Source organism: Micromonospora sp. NPDC047134, assembly GCF_040643455.1.
Lineage (GTDB): Bacteria > Actinomycetota > Actinomycetes > Mycobacteriales > Micromonosporaceae > Micromonospora.
The window spans coordinates 1-15,875 of sequence record NZ_JBEYUI010000041.1 but is presented as its reverse complement, the minus strand read 5'-3'; the positions used below and the strand labels follow the sequence as shown (position 1 = coordinate 15,875).

14 protein-coding genes are annotated in these 15,875 nt (G+C 70.0%); 11 read left to right on the top strand and 3 right to left on the bottom strand.

What is annotated here, in order from left to right; genetic code table 11:
* Positions 1 to 47: 47 nt before the first annotated feature.
* The 10 genes from ABZ795_RS27785 (at position 48) to argH (ending at position 10,528) form a co-directional block, all read left to right on the top strand.
* A complete protein-coding gene (locus ABZ795_RS27785) occupies positions 48 to 1,250 on the top strand; it encodes a nucleotide sugar dehydrogenase (protein WP_357532493.1) in 1,203 nt (400 codons plus the stop codon).
* Complete coding sequence (locus ABZ795_RS27780; RefSeq protein ID WP_327026708.1) at positions 1,247 to 2,026, top strand: glycosyltransferase family 2 protein; 780 nt, start codon at positions 1,247 to 1,249, stop codon at positions 2,024 to 2,026. The genes ABZ795_RS27785 and ABZ795_RS27780 overlap by 4 nt, the downstream gene beginning before the upstream one ends.
* 8 nt (positions 2,027 to 2,034) lie before the next feature.
* Positions 2,035 to 3,060: an NAD-dependent epimerase/dehydratase family protein gene (locus ABZ795_RS27775; protein WP_327026707.1), complete on the top strand. Its 1,026-nt coding sequence runs from the start codon at positions 2,035 to 2,037 to the stop codon at positions 3,058 to 3,060.
* Positions 3,061 to 3,205: 145 nt separating this feature from the next.
* A complete protein-coding gene (gene argC, locus ABZ795_RS27770) occupies positions 3,206 to 4,207 on the top strand; it encodes an N-acetyl-gamma-glutamyl-phosphate reductase (protein WP_357532492.1) in 1,002 nt (333 codons plus the stop codon).
* Positions 4,204 to 5,376, top strand: a complete 1,173-nt coding sequence (gene argJ / locus ABZ795_RS27765) for a bifunctional glutamate N-acetyltransferase/amino-acid acetyltransferase ArgJ (protein ID WP_357532491.1) — start codon at positions 4,204 to 4,206, stop codon at positions 5,374 to 5,376. Before argC ends, argJ begins: the two co-directional genes overlap by 4 nt.
* Positions 5,373 to 6,308 carry an acetylglutamate kinase gene (argB, locus tag ABZ795_RS27760; RefSeq protein WP_357532490.1) on the top strand — a complete coding sequence of 312 codons (936 nt, stop codon included), beginning with the start codon at positions 5,373 to 5,375 and terminating at the stop codon, positions 6,306 to 6,308. The genes argJ and argB overlap by 4 nt, the downstream gene beginning before the upstream one ends.
* Positions 6,305 to 7,579, top strand: coding sequence for an acetylornithine transaminase (locus ABZ795_RS27755; protein ID WP_357532489.1), 1,275 nt, complete (start codon positions 6,305 to 6,307; stop codon positions 7,577 to 7,579). Before argB ends, ABZ795_RS27755 begins: the two co-directional genes overlap by 4 nt.
* The gene (argF, locus tag ABZ795_RS27750; protein ID WP_327026702.1) at positions 7,576 to 8,496 is read left to right on the top strand and encodes an ornithine carbamoyltransferase; all 921 of its coding nucleotides are present in this window, start codon (positions 7,576 to 7,578) and stop codon (positions 8,494 to 8,496) included. The genes ABZ795_RS27755 and argF overlap by 4 nt, the downstream gene beginning before the upstream one ends.
* 6 nt (positions 8,497 to 8,502) lie before the next feature.
* On the top strand, positions 8,503 to 9,018 hold the full coding sequence (locus ABZ795_RS27745; protein ID WP_327026701.1) for an arginine repressor: 516 nt from the start codon (positions 8,503 to 8,505) through the stop codon (positions 9,016 to 9,018).
* A 46-nt stretch (positions 9,019 to 9,064) separates the two neighbouring features.
* A complete protein-coding gene (gene argH / locus ABZ795_RS27740; RefSeq protein ID WP_357532504.1) occupies positions 9,065 to 10,528 on the top strand; it encodes an argininosuccinate lyase in 1,464 nt (487 codons plus the stop codon).
* Between the two features lie 145 nt (positions 10,529 to 10,673).
* Here the strand turns inward: argH and ABZ795_RS27735 are convergent, their stop codons facing one another.
* Together ABZ795_RS27735 and ABZ795_RS27730 are read right to left on the bottom strand one after the other, a co-directional pair.
* On the bottom strand, positions 10,674 to 11,090 hold the full coding sequence (locus ABZ795_RS27735) for a DNA-binding protein (protein ID WP_357532488.1): 417 nt from the start codon (positions 11,088 to 11,090) through the stop codon (positions 10,674 to 10,676).
* Positions 11,091 to 11,175: 85 nt separating this feature from the next.
* The gene (locus tag ABZ795_RS27730; protein ID WP_357532487.1) at positions 11,176 to 11,889 is read right to left on the bottom strand and encodes an alpha/beta hydrolase; all 714 of its coding nucleotides are present in this window, start codon (positions 11,887 to 11,889) and stop codon (positions 11,176 to 11,178) included.
* 329 nt (positions 11,890 to 12,218) lie between these two features.
* Here ABZ795_RS27730 and ABZ795_RS27725 point away from each other — a divergent pair, with 329 nt between their 5' ends.
* On the top strand, positions 12,219 to 13,190 hold the full coding sequence (locus ABZ795_RS27725) for an alpha/beta hydrolase (protein WP_357532486.1): 972 nt from the start codon (positions 12,219 to 12,221) through the stop codon (positions 13,188 to 13,190).
* Between the two features lie 182 nt (positions 13,191 to 13,372).
* Here ABZ795_RS27725 and ABZ795_RS27720 read toward each other — a convergent pair whose 3' ends face one another.
* A complete protein-coding gene (locus ABZ795_RS27720) occupies positions 13,373 to 14,086 on the bottom strand; it encodes an alpha/beta hydrolase (RefSeq protein WP_357532485.1) in 714 nt (237 codons plus the stop codon).
* Between the last annotated feature and the right edge of the window lie 1,789 nt (positions 14,087 to 15,875).

Sequence of the window (15,875 nt, the reverse complement as noted above, 5' to 3'; positions counted from 1 at the left end):
CCGATGACCCTTGGGATCACACCCGCCACCCCCACGGGAGCCCCCCCATGTCCGATGAGCCCTCTGCCTCGGTCGACGTCTGCATAGTCGGTGGTTGCGGCCGGGTGGGCCTGCCACTGGGCATCGCCTTCGCCGCCCGCGGGCTCTCCGTCGTGTTGTACGACATCAACGCCGAGGCCGTCGCCACGGTCAACTCGGCTACCCTGCCCTTCGCCGAGGCCGGGGCGGCCGAGCCCCTCGCGGAGGCGGTGGCCACCGGCCGGCTGCGGGCCACCACCGACCCGGCCGCGGTCGGCACCTCCGAGCACCTGGTGGTGGTGGTCGGCACCCCGGTCGACGAGCACCTCAACCCGGACCTGGGGGCTGTGCCGCGGGCCTTGGAACGCTGCGCGGAGCATCTGCGCGACGGGCAGTTGGTGGTGCTGCGCAGCACCGTCTATCCCGGGGTGACCGCGTTGACCGAGAAGTTGCTGGTCGGCCGGGGAGTGCAGGCGGATGTCGCCTTCTGCCCGGAGCGCATCGCCGAGGGGCACGCGATGACGGAGCTGTTCACCCTCCCGCAGATCGTGGCCGCGCGTACCCCGCAGGCCTCGGCCCGGGCGGAGCAGCTGTTCCGGCACCTGACCGACCGGATCGTCACGCTGACCCCGGAGGAGGCGGAGCTGGCGAAGCTGTTCACCAACACCTGGCGGTACATCAAGTTCGCCACCGCCAACCAGTTCTGGATGATGGCCAACGACTTCGGGCTGGACTTCGCCCGGATCCGGCACGCCGTGGCGTACGAGTACCCCCGCGCCGCCGACCTGCCGATGCCCGGGTTCGCGGCCGGGCCGTGCCTGTTCAAGGACACCATGCAGTTGGCCGCCTTCAACCGGAACAACTTCGTGCTCGGCCACTCCGCGATGCTGATCAACGAGGGGCTGCCGTTGTACCTGGTCTCCCGGCTGGAGGACCGGTTCGACCTGGCCAACTCGACCGTGGGCATCCTCGGCATGGCCTTCAAGGGCGGCAGCGACGACCCCCGGGAGAGCCTGGCGTACAAGCTGCGCAAGATCCTGGCGTTGAAGACCCGGGAGACCCTCTGCACCGACCCGTACGTCGTCGACGGGCGCTTCCTCGACCTGGAGGAGGTGCTGCGGCGGGCCGACCTGCTGGTCATCGCCGCCCCGCACGAGCAGTACGCCCGCCTGGACACCGACAAACCGGTGATCGACATGTGGGGTCTGACCGGGCAGGGGGTGCGGGTGTGATCCCCCGGGTCTCGGTGATCGTGCCGGTCTACAACGAGGGCGCGGCGATCGTGCGCTGCCTGGAGCGGATGCTGCGGGAGATGCTGCTGCCGGCCGAGGTGCTCATCGTGCACGACATGCCGGAGGACACCACCGTCCCGTACGTCGAGCAGGCCGCCCGGACGGACCCCCGGGTGCGGGCGGTGCTCAACACCTACGGGCGGGGACCGGCCAACGCCATCCGGTTCGGCATCGACGTGGCGCGGGCCCCGGTCGTGGTGGTGACCATGGCCGACGGCTGTGACGATCCCCGGCAGATCGACGAGCTGGCCCGGCTGGTGGACCGGGGGGTGGTGGTGGCCGCGGCCTCCCGGTACATGCCCGGCGGTCAGCAGGTGGGCGGGCCCCGGCTGAAGCGGATGATGTCCCGCTGGGCGGGGCGCAGCCTCTACACCCTGGCGCGGGTGGGCACCCGGGACGCCACCAACAGCTTCAAGGCGTACGACACCGCCTTCGTCCGGGAGGTCGGCATCGAGTCGCGGACCGGTTTCGAGATCGGGTTGGAGTTGACCGCCAAGGCGACCCGGCTGCGGCTGCCGGTGGCCGAGATCCCGACCATCTGGCTGGACCGGCCCCTCGGGGAGTCCCACTTCGACCTGGGCCGGTTCCTCCCCGGGTACCTGCGCTGGTATCTGTTCGCCTACGGTCGACGGCTGAGCCGGGAGAAGTTGGCCGCCCGGACCCGACCGGCGGCGGTGCAGACCGTCGAGTCCACCGAGTACGAGAAGACCGCATAGGAGCGCACGTGGCTAAGGTCCTGGTAACTGGTTCGGCCGGCTTCATCGGCGGCTATCTGGTCGCGGAGCTGTTGGACCGGGGCCACGAGGTCGTCGGGGTGGACAACTTCTCCAAGTACGGCCCGGTCAGTCACAGCTACGACACCCATCCCCGGTTCCGGTTCGTCGAGGGCGACGCCCGCGACACCGACCTGCTGACCGAGCTGCTGGACGGCTGCGACCATCTGGTGGCCGGGGCGGCGATGATCGGCGGGATCTCCTACTTCCACGCGTACGCCTATGACCTGCTCGCCACCAACGAGCGGATCATGGCCGCGACCTGCGACGCGGCGCTGCGGGCCCACCGGGACGGCAGCCTACGCAAGGTCACCTACCTCTCCTCCTCGATGGTGTACGAGTCGACCGAGCACTGGCCCAGCCGGGAGGGGGACGAGCGGCGCATCCCGCCACCCCTGTCGTCGTACGGGTTCCAGAAGCTGGCGGTGGAGTACTACGCCCGGGCCGCCTGGGAGCAGTACCGGTTGCCGTACACGATCGTGCGGCCCTTCAACTGCGTCGGGGTGGGGGAGGGTCGGGCCCTGGGGCAGGCCGAGGTGCTCTCCGGCAACGTGAAGCTGGCCATGTCCCACGTGGTCCCCGACCTGGTGCAGAAGATCGTCAAGGGGCAGGATCCGCTGCACATCCTCGGTGAGGGCGACCAGGTGCGGCACTACACCTACGGCGGTGACCTGGCCCGGGGCATCGCGCTGGCGATCGAGCACCCGGCGGCCCACAACGAGGACTTCAACCTCTCCACCGCCCGGTCGACCACGGTGCTGGAGTTGGCCGAGCTTATCTGGCACAAGATCAAGGGCCCGGAGGTGCCGTTCCGGTACGTCAGCGACGAACCCTTCCGCTACGACGTCCGCAAGCGGGTGCCGGACACCGCTAAGGCCGCCGAGGTGCTGGGCTTCACCGCGACCACCTCCCTCGACGAGATGCTCGACGAGGTCATCCCCTGGGTCACCCAGGCGGTGGCCGAGGGCCGCCTGTAGAGGCAAGGAAGGGCCCCCTGTTAACGCCTCCGGTAGAGCAGGGGTCCCTTCTTAACAATAAAGCATTCTCATGCGGCCCCCTGCATGAACTTGCAGTGACGAGTCCGCGCTGCTAGCCTCCCTGCATAGTCATACGGAGGTAGGCATGGGAATCCGGGTCGCGGTCGCCGGTGCTAGTGGCTACGCGGGTGGTGAGTTACTCCGCCTGCTCGCCGGTCATCCCGAGTTCGACCTGGTCACCGCCACCGCGCACAGCCAGGCGGGGCAGCCCGTCGACAGCGTGCACCCGCAACTGGTCGGGCTGAATCAGACCTTCGCGGAGACCGTACCGGAGACCCTCGCCGAGGCCGACCTGGTCTTCCTGGCGCTGCCGCACGGCCAGTCCGCCGCCCTGGCCGCCCAGTTGCCCCCCGAGGTCCGGGTGGTGGACCTGGGAGCGGACCACCGCCTCACCGACGGCGTGGCCTGGGCCCGCTACTACGGCGGCCCGCACGCCGGTGCCTGGACCTACGGCCTGCCGGAGCTGCCCGGGCAGGCCGAGCGGATCGCCGCCGCCACCCGGGTCGCCAACACCGGCTGCTACGCCGCCACGATCACCCTGGCGCTGGCGCCGCTGATCGCCGCCGGTGTCGCCGAGCCCGCCGACGTGGTGGTCGTCGCGGCCTCCGGCACCTCCGGGGCCGGTCGGGCCGCCAAGACCCACCTGCTGGCCAGCGAGGTGATGGGCGACCTGTCGCCCTACAAGGTCGGCGCCCACCAGCACGTACCGGAGATCAAGCAGGCCACCGGGGCGACCGGCCTGTCCTTCACCCCGGTGCTGGCCCCGATGCCGCGCGGCATCCTGGCCACCGTGACCGCCCGGCCGACCGGCTCGGCCGACCCCCGGGCGGTGCTGGCCCAGGCGTACGCGGACAGCCCCTTCGTCCACCTGCTGCCCGAGGGCCGCTGGCCGCACACCGCGGCCACCCTGGGCAGCAACTCCTGCCACCTGCAAGCCACGGTCGACCTCGACTCCGGTCGGTTGATCGTGGTAGCCGCCCTGGACAACCTCGGCAAGGGCGCCGCAGGCCAGGCGGTACAGAACGCCAACCTGATGTTCGGCCTGCCCGAGACCACGGGCCTGTCCCCGCTGGGGGTAACGCCATGACCGTCACCACACCTGCGGGGTTCCGGGCGGCCGGGGTGGCCGCCGGCCTCAAGAGCAGCGGCGCAGCGGACGTCGCCGTGGTCGTCAACGACGGCCCGGACACCGGGGTCGCCGGAGTCTTCACCAGCAACCGGGTCAAGGCCGCACCGGTGGCATGGAGCGAGCAGGTGCTGCACGGCGGGCTGGTCCGGGCGGTGGTGCTCAACTCGGGCGGGGCCAACGCCTGCACCGGCCCGGCCGGCTTCCAGGACACCCACGCCACCGCCGAACACGCCGCCGCCGCGCTGACCGCGCTGCACCCGGACCAGCCGTTCGGGGCGGGTGAGGTGGCGATCTGCTCGACCGGTCTGATCGGCGAGCGGCTGCCGATGGACAAGCTCCTGCCGGGGGTGGGGGCCGCCATCGGGGCCCTGAGCGCCGAGGGCGGGCAGGCCGCCGCCGAGGCGATCATGACCACGGACACCCGACCGAAGACCACGGTGATCTCCGGTGCCGGCTGGACCGTCGGCGGCATGGCCAAGGGCGCCGGCATGCTGGCCCCGGCGATGGCCACCATGCTCTGCGTGCTGACCACGGACGCGGTCGCCGACCCGCAGACCCTGGACGCCGCCTTGCGCGCCGCCACCCGGGTCACCTTCGACCGGATCGACTCCGACGGCTGCATGTCCACCAACGACACCGTCCTGCTGCTGGCCAGCGGCGCCTCCGGGGTCACGCCGAGCGCTGCGGAGTTGACCGCGGCGGTCACCGCGGCCTGCCACGACCTGGCCCAGCAGTTGATCGCCGACGCCGAGGGCGCCACCAAGCAGATCGCCATCGAGGTGGTCGGCGCGGCCGACGAGGACGACGCGGTCGAGGTGGGCCGGTCGGTGGCCCGCAACAACCTGGTGAAGACCGCCCTGTTCGGCAACGACCCGAACTGGGGTCGGATCCTGGCCGCCGTGGGCACCACCGCCGCCGAGTTCGAGCCGGACGCGGTCGACGTGGCCGTCAACGGCATCTGGGTGTGCCGGGGCGGGGCCGCCGCCGAGGACCGGTCGAAGGTCGACCTGACCGGCCGGGACGTCACCATCCGCATCGACCTGCACGCCGGTGCCACCGAGGCGACGGTGTGGACCAACGACCTGTCCCACGCCTACGTGCACGAGAACTCGGCCTACTCGACATGAACCTGAACTCGGACCTGACCCGCGCCCAGGCCAAGGCGGCCACCCTGATCGAGGCGCTGCCCTGGCTGGAGCGCTTCTCCGGCGCGACCGTGGTCGTCAAGTACGGCGGCAACGCCATGATCGACCCGGAGTTGCAGCGGGCCTTCGCCGCCGACATGGTCTTCCTGCGCTATGCCGGTCTCAAGCCGGTGGTGGTGCACGGTGGCGGCCCGCAGATCTCGGCGATGCTCGGGCGGCTGGGCATCGACAGCGAGTTCCGGGGCGGCCTGCGGGTGACCACCCCGGAGGCGATGGACGTGGTCCGGATGGTGCTGGTCGGCCAGGTCGGGCGGGAACTGGTCGGTCTGATCAACTCCCACGGTCCGCTGGCCGTCGGGCTCTCCGGTGAGGACGCCGGGTTGTTCACCGCGGTACGCCGCCCCGCCTACGTCGACGGGCAACCGGTCGACGTAGGGCAGGTCGGCGATGTCGAGTCGGTGAACATCTCCGCGGTGGCCGACCTGATCGCGGCCGGCCGGATTCCGGTGATCTCCACCGTGGCGCCGGACGTCGACGGGGTGCTGCACAACCTCAACGCCGACACCGCCGCCGCCGCCCTGGCGATCGCCCTGCGGGCCCGCAAGCTGGTCATGCTCACCGACGTCCCCGGCCTCTACGCCGACTGGCCGGACACCTCCAGCCTGATCAGCGAGATCACCACCGAGGAGCTGGCGAAGCTGCTGCCGTCGCTGGAGTCCGGCATGGTGCCCAAGATGGAAGCCTGCCTGCGCGCGGTCTCCGAGGGAGTGCCGGCCGCGCACGTGGTCGACGGCCGGGTAGCCCACTCCACCCTGCTGGAGGTCTTCACCTCGGAAGGCTTCGGAACCATGGTCGTGAACGCCCACAGCGAGCTCGCGGCCCCCTCGACCAAGGAAGGCTCGGTGCCGTCATGACCGCCCTCGCCGACCGGTGGCGCCAGTCCATGATGGACAACTACGGCACCCCACCCCTGGCCCTCGTCTCCGGCTCCGGCGCCGTCGTGGTCGACGACACCGGCCGGGAGTACGTCGACCTGCTCGGCGGCATCGCCGTGAACTCCCTGGGACACGCCCACCCGGCCGTGGTGGCCGCCGTGTCCAAGCAGGTGGCCACCCTGGGGCACGTGTCGAACCTGTTCATCTCCGAGCCGCCGGTGGCCCTGGCCGAGCTGCTGCTGGCCCTGGCCGGTCGGCCCGGCCGGGTCTTCTTCGCCAACTCCGGGGCGGAGGCCAACGAGGCGGCGTTCAAGCTGTCCCGGCGCACCGGCCGCACCCATGTGGTGGCCACCGTGGGCGGCTTCCACGGCCGCACCATGGGCGCCCTGGCCCTGACCGGCCAGCCCGCCAAGGCCGACCCCTTCCGCCCCCTGCCCGGCGAGGTCACCCACGTCCCGTACGGGGATGTGGGTGCCCTGGAGACGGCCGTCACCGAGGCCACCGCCATGGTGATCCTGGAGCCCATCCAGGGCGAGAACGGGGTGGTCGTGCCACCGGCCGGCTACCTGCGCGCCGCCCGGCGGATCACCGCCCGGTGCGGCGCCCTGCTGGTGCTCGACGAGGTGCAGACCGGGATCGGGCGTACCGGACACTGGTTCGCCCACCAGGCCGAGGGGGTGGAACCGGACGTGGTGACCCTGGCCAAGGGGCTCGGGGGTGGGCTGCCCATCGGCGCCACCCTGGCCTTCGGCCGGGCTGCCGACCTGCTGTCCCCCGGCTCGCACGGCACCACCTTCGGGGGTAACCCGGTGAGCTGCGCCGCCGCCCTGGCGGTGATCTCCACCATCGCCCAGGAAGGGCTGCTGGACCACGTCAAGCGGGTAGGGGAACGGCTGCGCCGGGGGATCGAGGCCCTCGGGCACCCCCTGATCGGTGGGGTCCGGGGCGCCGGGCTGCTGCTCGGGGTGACCCTGGCCGCCCCGGTGGCACCCGCCGCGGCCGAGGCCCTGCGGACGGCCGGATTCCTGGTCAACCCGGTGCAGCCGGACGTGCTCCGGCTGGCCCCGCCGCTGATCCTCACCGCCGAGCAGGCCGACGCCTTCCTGGCCGCCCTGCCCACCGCCCTGACCACCGCCGCGGCCGTGGCGCCGGGCGCGACCGACCAGCACCCACGCGGCCCGCTCGCCGTACCGCCCGCTTCGGCCGACCACCCCGGCGCGGATCACACCCCGACGGAGGCCCCCGCATGACCCGGCACTTCCTGCGCGACGACGACCTCACCCCGGCCGAGCAGTCCGCCGTGCTGGATCTGGCGGCCCGGATGAAGGCCGACCGCTTCGCGCACACCCCGCTGGCCGGGCCCCGGGCGGTGGCCGTGCTGTTCGACAAGCAGAGCCTGCGTACCCGGATCTCCTTCGACGTCGGCATCGCCGAACTCGGCGGCCACCCCCTCGTGGTGGACACCCAGGTCACGCACTTCGGTCGGGGTGAGGCCCTGAGCGACGCCGGTCGGGTGCTGTCCCGGTACGTGGCCGCGATCGTGCTGCGTACCCACGGCGACGACCGGATCGCCGAGGTGGCCACCGGCGCCTCCGTACCGGTGATCAACGCTTTGACGGACGGCTTCCACCCCTGCCAACTGCTGGCCGACCTGCTCACCGTGCGGGAGCGGTGCGGCGGCACCGCCGGGCGGACCCTGACCTACCTCGGCGACGCGGCCAACAACATGGCCCACTCCTACCTGCTGGCCGGGGTGACCGCCGGGATGCACGTCCGGGTCGCCGGCCCGGCCGACTTCCAGCCCGCTGGCGAGGTGGTGGCCCGGGCCCGGGAGATCGCCGCCGACACCGGCGGATCGGCGCAGGTGTTCACCGACCCGGTGGCCGCCGTCCGGGACGCCGACGTGATCGCCACCGACACCTGGACCTCGATGGGGCAGGAGAGCGACGGACTGGACCGGATCACCCCGTTCCTGCCGTACCAGGTCAACAAGACCCTGCTGGCCCACGCGGCGCCGGAGGCGATCGTGCTGCACTGCCTGCCGGCGCACCGGGGCGAGGAGATCACCGACGAGGTGCTCGACGGCCCGCAGAGCGCGGTGTTCGACCAGGCGGAGAATCGCCTGCACGCCCAGAAGGCGCTGCTGACCTTCCTGCTGGCAGGGTAAGGCCCTATGACCGCACCCCTGACCCGTGCCGCCCGCCATGCCCGAATCGTCGAACTGATCCGGGACCGGGCGATCCGCTCGCAGACCGAACTCGCCGAACTGCTCGGCGACGAGGGCGTCCAGGTCACCCAGGCCACCCTGTCGCGGGACCTGAAGGAACTCGGCGCCGTCACCGCCCGCGGCGGCGACGGTCGGGCCGTGTACGTGATCCCGGAGGACGGGCACCGCCCGTTGCGCGGCGCGGAGGCGGCCCCGGCCCGGCTGGTACGGCTGCTGCACGAACTGCTCAACGAGGTCGACTCCAGCGGCAACATCGCCGTGCTGCGGACCCCACCGGGGGCCGCCCACTACCTGGCCAGCGCGTTGGACCGGGCTGGCCTGCCGGAGGTCGTCGGCACCATCGCCGGCGACGACACCATCCTCGTCGTGGCCCGGGAGAGCGACGGCGGAGCCGCGCTCGGCGAACGGCTCGCCGGCTGGGCCCGCCGCGACGAGAACGTCGACGGGAGTGGCACACCATGAATGCTCGGTACGCCCGGTTGATTGAGGTGCGATCGTGACCACCAGAATGGGCGGGGTGGACGACAAGACCCTGACCGAGAACAGCGCCGCAGCCAACCGTACGAGCCTGTGGGGTGGCCGGTTCGCCGGTGGCCCCTCGGAGGCCCTAGCCCGGCTGTCGGTGAGCGTCCAGTTCGACTGGCGACTGGCCCCGTACGACATCGCCGGGTCCCGGGCCCACGCCCGGGTGCTGGCCAGCGCGGGCCTGCTCGACCCGGACGAACTGGGCCGCATCCTCGCCGCCCTGGACGACCTGGAGGCCGCCTGCGCCTCCGGCGCCTTCCGGCCGACGGTCGACGACGAGGACGTGCACACCGCGCTGGAACGCGGTCTGCTGGAGCGTCTCGGCAGCCTCGGCGGCAAGCTGCGCGCCGGGCGGTCCCGCAACGACCAGGTCGCCACCGACCTGCGGCTCTACCTGCGTGACCATGCCCGGGGGGTGGCCGCCCGGCTGGTCGAGCTGGCCGAGGCGCTGGTCGAGCAGGCCGAGCGGCACATCGATACGGCCGCGCCGGGCATGACCCACCTCCAGCACGCCCAGCCGGTCACCTTCGGCCACTGGCTGCTGGCCCACGTCCAGCCGCTGCTGCGGGACCTGGAACGGCTGCGCGACTGGGACCACCGGGCCGCGGTCAGCCCGCTCGGTGCCGGGGCGCTCGCCGGTTCGGGCCTGCCGCTGGACCCGGTGGCGGTCTCCAAGGAACTGGGCTTCCGCACGTCCTTCGCCAACTCGATGGACGCGGTCGCCGACCGGGACTTCGTCGCCGAGTTCCTCTTCATCACCGCGATGATCGGCGTGCACCTGTCCCGCCTCGGCGAGGAGGTGGTGCTCTGGACCTCGCAGGAGTTCGGCTGGGTGGAGCTGGACGACGCCTTCGCCACCGGCTCCTCGATCATGCCGCAGAAGAAGAACGCGGACATCGCCGAGCTGGCCCGGGGCAAGTCCGGCCGCCTGGTCGGCGGGCTGGTCGCCGTGCTGACCATGCTCAAGGGCCTGCCGATGACCTACGACCGGGACATGCAGGAGGACAAGGAGCCGGCCTTCGACGCGGTCGACACCCTGGAACTGCTGCTGCCGGCCCTCGCCGGGATGATCTCCACCATGACGGTACGGGTCGATCGCCTGGTCGCCGCCGCGCCGGTGGGCTTCTCGCTGGCCACCGAGGTGGCCGACTGGCTGGTCCGCAAGGGTGTGCCGTTCCGCGACGCCCACGAGATCACCGGCAAGCTGGTGGCCCTCTGCGCCGCCCGGGACTGCGCCCTGGATGAGGTCTCCGACGCCGACCTGGCCGCCGTCAGCGAGCACCTGGACCCGTCCGTACGCGATGTGCTGTCGGTCCGCTCGGCCCTGGCCGCCCGGATCACTCCCGGCTCCACCGGCCCCGGCCCGGTGGCCGACCAACTGGCTGCCGCCGCGGACCACCTGGCCACCTGGCGGGAGTGGTCGGCGGAGACCGTCGTCCCCCGCTGACCGGAGCCCTCGCTCCTGCGTGCGGTGCCGGCAACTTCGGGGAAGATGCTGCCTCCAGGTCCAATGGAGACCGCATCTTCCCCGAACTTGCTGCCGACGTGTAGACGGTTTGTGGGGTCAGCGGTCTGAGCCGGTCGTGGGCGATTCAGGTGGCGGTCTGGGCTGGCGGGGTGCGGGCGGTCAGGCGGTCGTGGCGTTGCTTGGCGGCCTGGGCGCTGCCCAGGCCGAGCCCCTGGCCGATCGTCTGCCAGGTCAGACCCCGGCTGCGGGCCAGTTGGAACAGGCCCGCCTCCATGATGTCGATCTCCGCTCGCAGGTGCGGGAAGAGGGTCAGCGCGGCGAGCAGATCCGCCTCGTCCACCGGCTCCTCGCCCGGTTCCGGCTCGGCCGCCCCGGCGGCCAGCGCCAGGAGCACGGCGATCGCCTCGTAGGGGTCGGCGGCGTACGGGTTGGTGTGCCGCCGTCGCTGCCGTTCGGTGGTGGCGTGCCGTTCGGTGAGTCGTTGCAGCGCGGCGTAGCTGCGGTGCGCTCGATCCTCGGGCTCGGTGCTGGAGTCGGTCATGCACCGACTCCAGCACTTCAACGAAGTGTTGTCAACATTTCGTTGAAAATGACCGGTCCGACTGCCTGCGCGTCACCCGGCCGGATCAGCTGGTGCCCCGGACGGCCTCGATGACGCTCTCGGCGACCTCGCCGGGCTGGGAGACAGACAGGGCGTGGGAGCCGCCGGCGACCTCCCGCTGGCCGCGTGGGTTGGCTCGTTCGGCCATGAATCGGTGTGCGGCGACCGGGATGTTCATGTCGGCGTCGCTGAAGACGAACCAGTTGGGCAGTGACCGCCAGGCGGGGTCGCCGACGAGACCGTCGTTGAGGGCCTGTTCGGTGACCGGCCGTTGGGTTCGGGCCATGAGGGAGGCTTGGTCGGCGGAGACGTCGGCGGCGAACTGTCCGTGGTAGGCGTTCTGGGCGATGGCCACTTCGTTGCCGCCGGAGGACACCGGGTACTGCACCAGGTTGCCGGGCAGGGTGCTGCCGGGGAACTGCCCGGACAGTGACAGGGCGCTCTCGCCGGTGTCCGGGGCCAGGGCGTTGACGTACACCAGGGCCCGCACGGTCGGATTGTCGGCCGCTGCCTGCGTGATCACCATTCCGCCGTACGAGTGGCCGACGAGCACGACCGGGCCGCCGACCCAGCGCATCACGTCCCCCAGGTACGCGGCGTCCCCGGCGAGGCTGCGCAGCGGGTTGGCCAGGGCCACCGTGTTGTACCCGGCCCCCAGCCGCTCGATCACACCGTTCCAGCTAGCCGACTCGGCGAACGCGCCGTGCACGAAGATGATGGTGGGCTGCTGATCGGACATGCGCACGCTCCCTCACTCCGGGACCCTGTTCACCCTCCGCGGTGACGGTACGCCCGAATACCCGCCAGGTGAGGGTGAAACGCGGGCTGAATAGGGAGCTTTCGCCGAGGGCGATGCGAGAACCTTCCGGGCCGTTTCAGTAACTTTTGGGCACGGCGTAAGGGGATCGGCCGCTTCCTGACCCCTTACGACCAGGAAAATCTGTCGCGTACCCTGACCGCATTCTCGTCGATCTTCGAGTACGATCCCTCTCCACATTGGACATCGGCGTCTGCCGTCTCCTGGTGGCCTCGGGTGTCCAAGGGACATATCGACAGCATGGAGGTTTGGTGAATAGAAGGAATTGGTTGGCGCTGGGTGCCGGTGCGGTTACCGCAGCGGCGATCGTCGACCCGGCTCGGGCGGCAGCGGCGCCCTCGGCTCCGGCGGCTCCGTCCTCGGCGCTCCTAGCGGGCATGCTGCCCGGCTTCAGCAGCCGATACGCCACCGTCAACGGTGTCCGGCTGCACTACGTCATCGGCGGCCGGGGCAAGCCGCTGTTCCTGCTGCACGGCTGGCCGCAGACCTGGTGGGAGTACCACAAGGTGATGCCGGCTCTGGCCACACGCTACCGGGTCATCGCGGTGGACCTGCGCGGCGCGGGTAACTCCGCGAAGCCGCAGGGTGGCTACGACAAGAAGACCATGGCCGCCGACATCGCCGCCCTCGCCGCCCACCTGGGATACGACAAGGTGAACGTGGCCGGGCACGACATGGGCGCCATGGTGGCCTTCAGCCTGGCGGCGAACTCGCCGCAGGTGGTCGACAAGATCGCTCTGCTGGACGTCGCGCACCCCGACCCGAGCTACTACGAGTTCCGGGCACTGCCCGTTCCGGGCATGCCGTTCCACCCCTGGTGGTTCGCGTTCAACCAGGTCGCTCAGTTGCCCGAGCAGCTGCTCGTCGGCCGGGCCCACTACCTGGTCAACTGGATGTTCGACAACCTGCTGGTCAACCAGGCGGCGATCAGCACCTTCGACCGGGCTGTCTACGCTGCGGCCTACAACAACGCGGACGCGATCCGGGGTGGCAACGGCTGGTACCAGGCGCTCCCCCAGGACATCCAGGACGGTGCCGCGTACGCTCCGCTGACCGTGCCCGTCCTGGGCGTCGCGCACGACATGTTCTACCCCAGCTTCGCCGACTCGCTGTCCTCGCGGACGACGGATCTGACGCTGGTGCAGATCGACAACACCGGTCACTACTTCGTTGACGAGCAGCCGGCCGTCCTCGTCCAGCACCTTCAGGCGTTCTTCGGCTGATCGGCAGTATGGCGACCTGGCCGAGTATCGTGGCCCGGTGTCGACGCCGTCGACGATCGGGCGGAAGCCGGCCAGGTCCCCTGCAACTTCGGGGAAGATGCTGTCTCCCGATCCAACGAGACTGCATCTTCCCCGACGTTGCTGCCGAGGCGTCGTTGCGGACCTGGGAAGCTGCGGCCGGATCAGCTGGTGCTCCGGACGGCCTCGATGACGCTCTCGGCGACCTCGCCGGGCTGGGAGACAGACAGGGCGTGGGAGCCGCCGGCGACCTCCCGCTGTCCGCGTGGGTTGGCTCGTTCGGCCATGAATCGGTGTGCGGCGACCGGGATGTTCATGTCGGCGTCGCTGAAGACGAACCAGTTGGGCAGTGACCGCCAGGCGGGGTCGCCGACGAGACCGTCGTTGAGGGCCTGTTCGGTGACCGGCCGTTGGGTTCGGGCCATGAGGGAGGCTTGGTCGGCGGAGACGTCGGCGGCGAACTGTCCGTGGTAGGCGTTCTGGGCGATGGCCACTTCGTTGCCGCCGGAGGACACCGGGTACTGCACCAGGTTGCCGGGCAGGGTGCTGCCGGGGAACTGCCCGGACAGTGACAGGGCGCTCTCGCCGGTGTCCGGGGCCAGGGCGTTGACGTACACCAGGGCCCGCACGGTCGGATTGTCGGCCGCTGCCTGCGTGATCACCATTCCGCCGTACGAGTGGCCGACGAGCACGACCGGGCCGCCGACCCAGCGCATCACGTCCCCCAGGTACGCGGCGTCCCCGGCGAGGCTGCGCAGCGGGTTGGCCAGGGCCACCGTGTTGTACCCGGCCCCCAGCCGCTCGATCACACCGTTCCAGCTAGCCGACTCGGCGAACGCGCCGTGCACGAAGATGATGGTGGGCTGCTGATCGGACATGCGCACGCTCCCTCACTCCGGGACCCTGTTCACCTCCCGGGGCACCGGTGCCCGCGATTACCCGCCAGGTGACAGTGAAACCCCTGGTCACCCGCTGTGGTTCCGTGCTGTCGGCAGTCTGACTACCGTGGTCGGCTCAGCCGACGTCCCTGGCCGGGCTGAATGGGGGGCGGTGCGACCACCCGGACTACGCAACCGCCACCCGGCAACCCGCCACGACGTCCACATCGCCACCGCCGCCACCAGCACAAAACCGAAAGGCAGCACGAAGAAGACGAAGACCTCGAACAACCCGAGACCACGTCGCGCAGGTTAAAGATCAAGTTAGCGTGAGTCGTTCGGGTGGTGCGGGCGTTTGAGTGCCAGCTCTGTTTGAAGCATGCGGAAGGCGTACTCGAGTCGGAAAGGCGACAGGAGTGCATCTGCTAGGGCCGACCTCCGCGGTGATGGTGGCAGGTTGGAACCACCCGAGTCGGATTGCCTTCGAGGTGACACCTCAGGGCAGCCGGTCGACCGCCAGCAGGATCACGGTGCCTTCGAGGATGCATAGCGGGCCGTGTTGGGCCTGGCAACGTGCCCGGCGGCGATTGACGCTCGTGGTCGCCGCGCCCTTTGTGCCGTGGTCGCCGGTCACAGCTCATGTGCCGCGATTGCTGAATGGCGTATATCTTGACGCGGAGTTGCTGCCGAAAATCATCAATGAGCGGCCCAGGTTCAACACCGTCAACCTGGCAGGGTTCGCATCTCCTCCGTTCAGTCAAATCTGCATAACTGAATGTACCGATTTGATGATCCAATCTAGTGCTCTTGGCGTGACTTGGCCACAGTGATAGGAGAATCCGGCGGATTATCGGAGGAGAAGCATGGAAAGACCTAGTCGAACAGCAATTGCACTTACGATTGTTGGCCTACTTGCCAGCATAATCCTTGTGGGCGCGCCGGCTCGTGCGGCCACCGTTCCCAACATGTATCGCTGCTCGAATTGGACTTACCAGTGCTGGCAAACCAATCCGCCTCACGTCGCCTCGATCATCAATAGGTGCTACTGGTACGACGAATACATCGTCGACGCGGCTTGGGCGTCAACCACCTGCGACAAGTACACGCCGCGGTGAGTTGGGCTTCGACAGTAAAAAGCATTAGTGGTGATTGCGGGTTCCGACCTCGCCGCTCTGCTAGTCGGTAGATGGGCGTCCGAGAATTGGCTGAGCTTATGTGCAGCGAAGGGCACAAAGCCTAACCTTTGATCGATCGACAGGAAGCGGGCTCCTGGTAGATCAGCGGTCGTCCAGGCCGCCGTTTCCAGGAGCTCGCTGTGTCAAAGCTGCCGGGTTTTGGGCGTGCCGAGCGGACCAGGAAGCAGAAACCCGAAGGAAATTTGTCTCTCTGACGTAGGTTCGCTCGAAAGACATCAAGGGCCTGCCTGGCACGTCGAGCTCTGTACGCTCCGGAGTGCCTGTCTGTGCACTCAGTCCGTGCCGACAAGGAACTGGACGGATCATCTGCCCGGCCGCCCGAGCCGGGGCAGTCTGGGTGCCTTGGCGCTAGCAACTCCCACCGCAGTTGCCCTCCGTCGAATTTGGATGGCAACAGGTCCTTTCGCATCGACGCCTGCTGTACGTAATGTGGGTACATGATGTACCCGTCTCGGTGAGGTGTTTCGATGACCAGTCAGCAGCAGTCCACCCCGGGGCCAGGGCTGTTGCGTAGTCGGTTGCGGGTTGGCTGAGCTGGGTTCTTTTGGAGGAGGGCAGGCTCGGGGGTCCATGTAGGACGGGTGCGGCCCGTT

Bases quoted from the DNA above. Each gene is read 5' to 3' on its own strand.
- ABZ795_RS27785 (WP_357532493.1), top strand. From the start codon at position 48: ATGTCCGATGAGCCCTCTGCCTCGGTCGACGTCTGCATAGTCGGTGGT.
- argC (WP_357532492.1), top strand. From the start codon at position 3,206: ATGGGAATCCGGGTCGCGGTCGCCGGTGCTAGTGGCTACGCGGGTGGT.
- argJ (WP_357532491.1), top strand. From the start codon at position 4,204: ATGACCGTCACCACACCTGCGGGGTTCCGGGCGGCCGGGGTGGCCGCC.
- argB (WP_357532490.1), top strand. From the start codon at position 5,373: ATGAACCTGAACTCGGACCTGACCCGCGCCCAGGCCAAGGCGGCCACC.
- ABZ795_RS27755 (WP_357532489.1), top strand. From the start codon at position 6,305: ATGACCGCCCTCGCCGACCGGTGGCGCCAGTCCATGATGGACAACTAC.
- argF (WP_327026702.1), top strand. From the start codon at position 7,576: ATGACCCGGCACTTCCTGCGCGACGACGACCTCACCCCGGCCGAGCAG.
- ABZ795_RS27745 (WP_327026701.1), top strand. From the start codon at position 8,503: ATGACCGCACCCCTGACCCGTGCCGCCCGCCATGCCCGAATCGTCGAA.
- argH (WP_357532504.1), top strand. From the start codon at position 9,065: ATGGGCGGGGTGGACGACAAGACCCTGACCGAGAACAGCGCCGCAGCC.
- ABZ795_RS27735 (WP_357532488.1), bottom strand. From the start codon at position 11,090: ATGACCGACTCCAGCACCGAGCCCGAGGATCGAGCGCACCGCAGCTAC.
- ABZ795_RS27730 (WP_357532487.1), bottom strand. From the start codon at position 11,889: ATGTCCGATCAGCAGCCCACCATCATCTTCGTGCACGGCGCGTTCGCC.
- ABZ795_RS27720 (WP_357532485.1), bottom strand. From the start codon at position 14,086: ATGTCCGATCAGCAGCCCACCATCATCTTCGTGCACGGCGCGTTCGCC.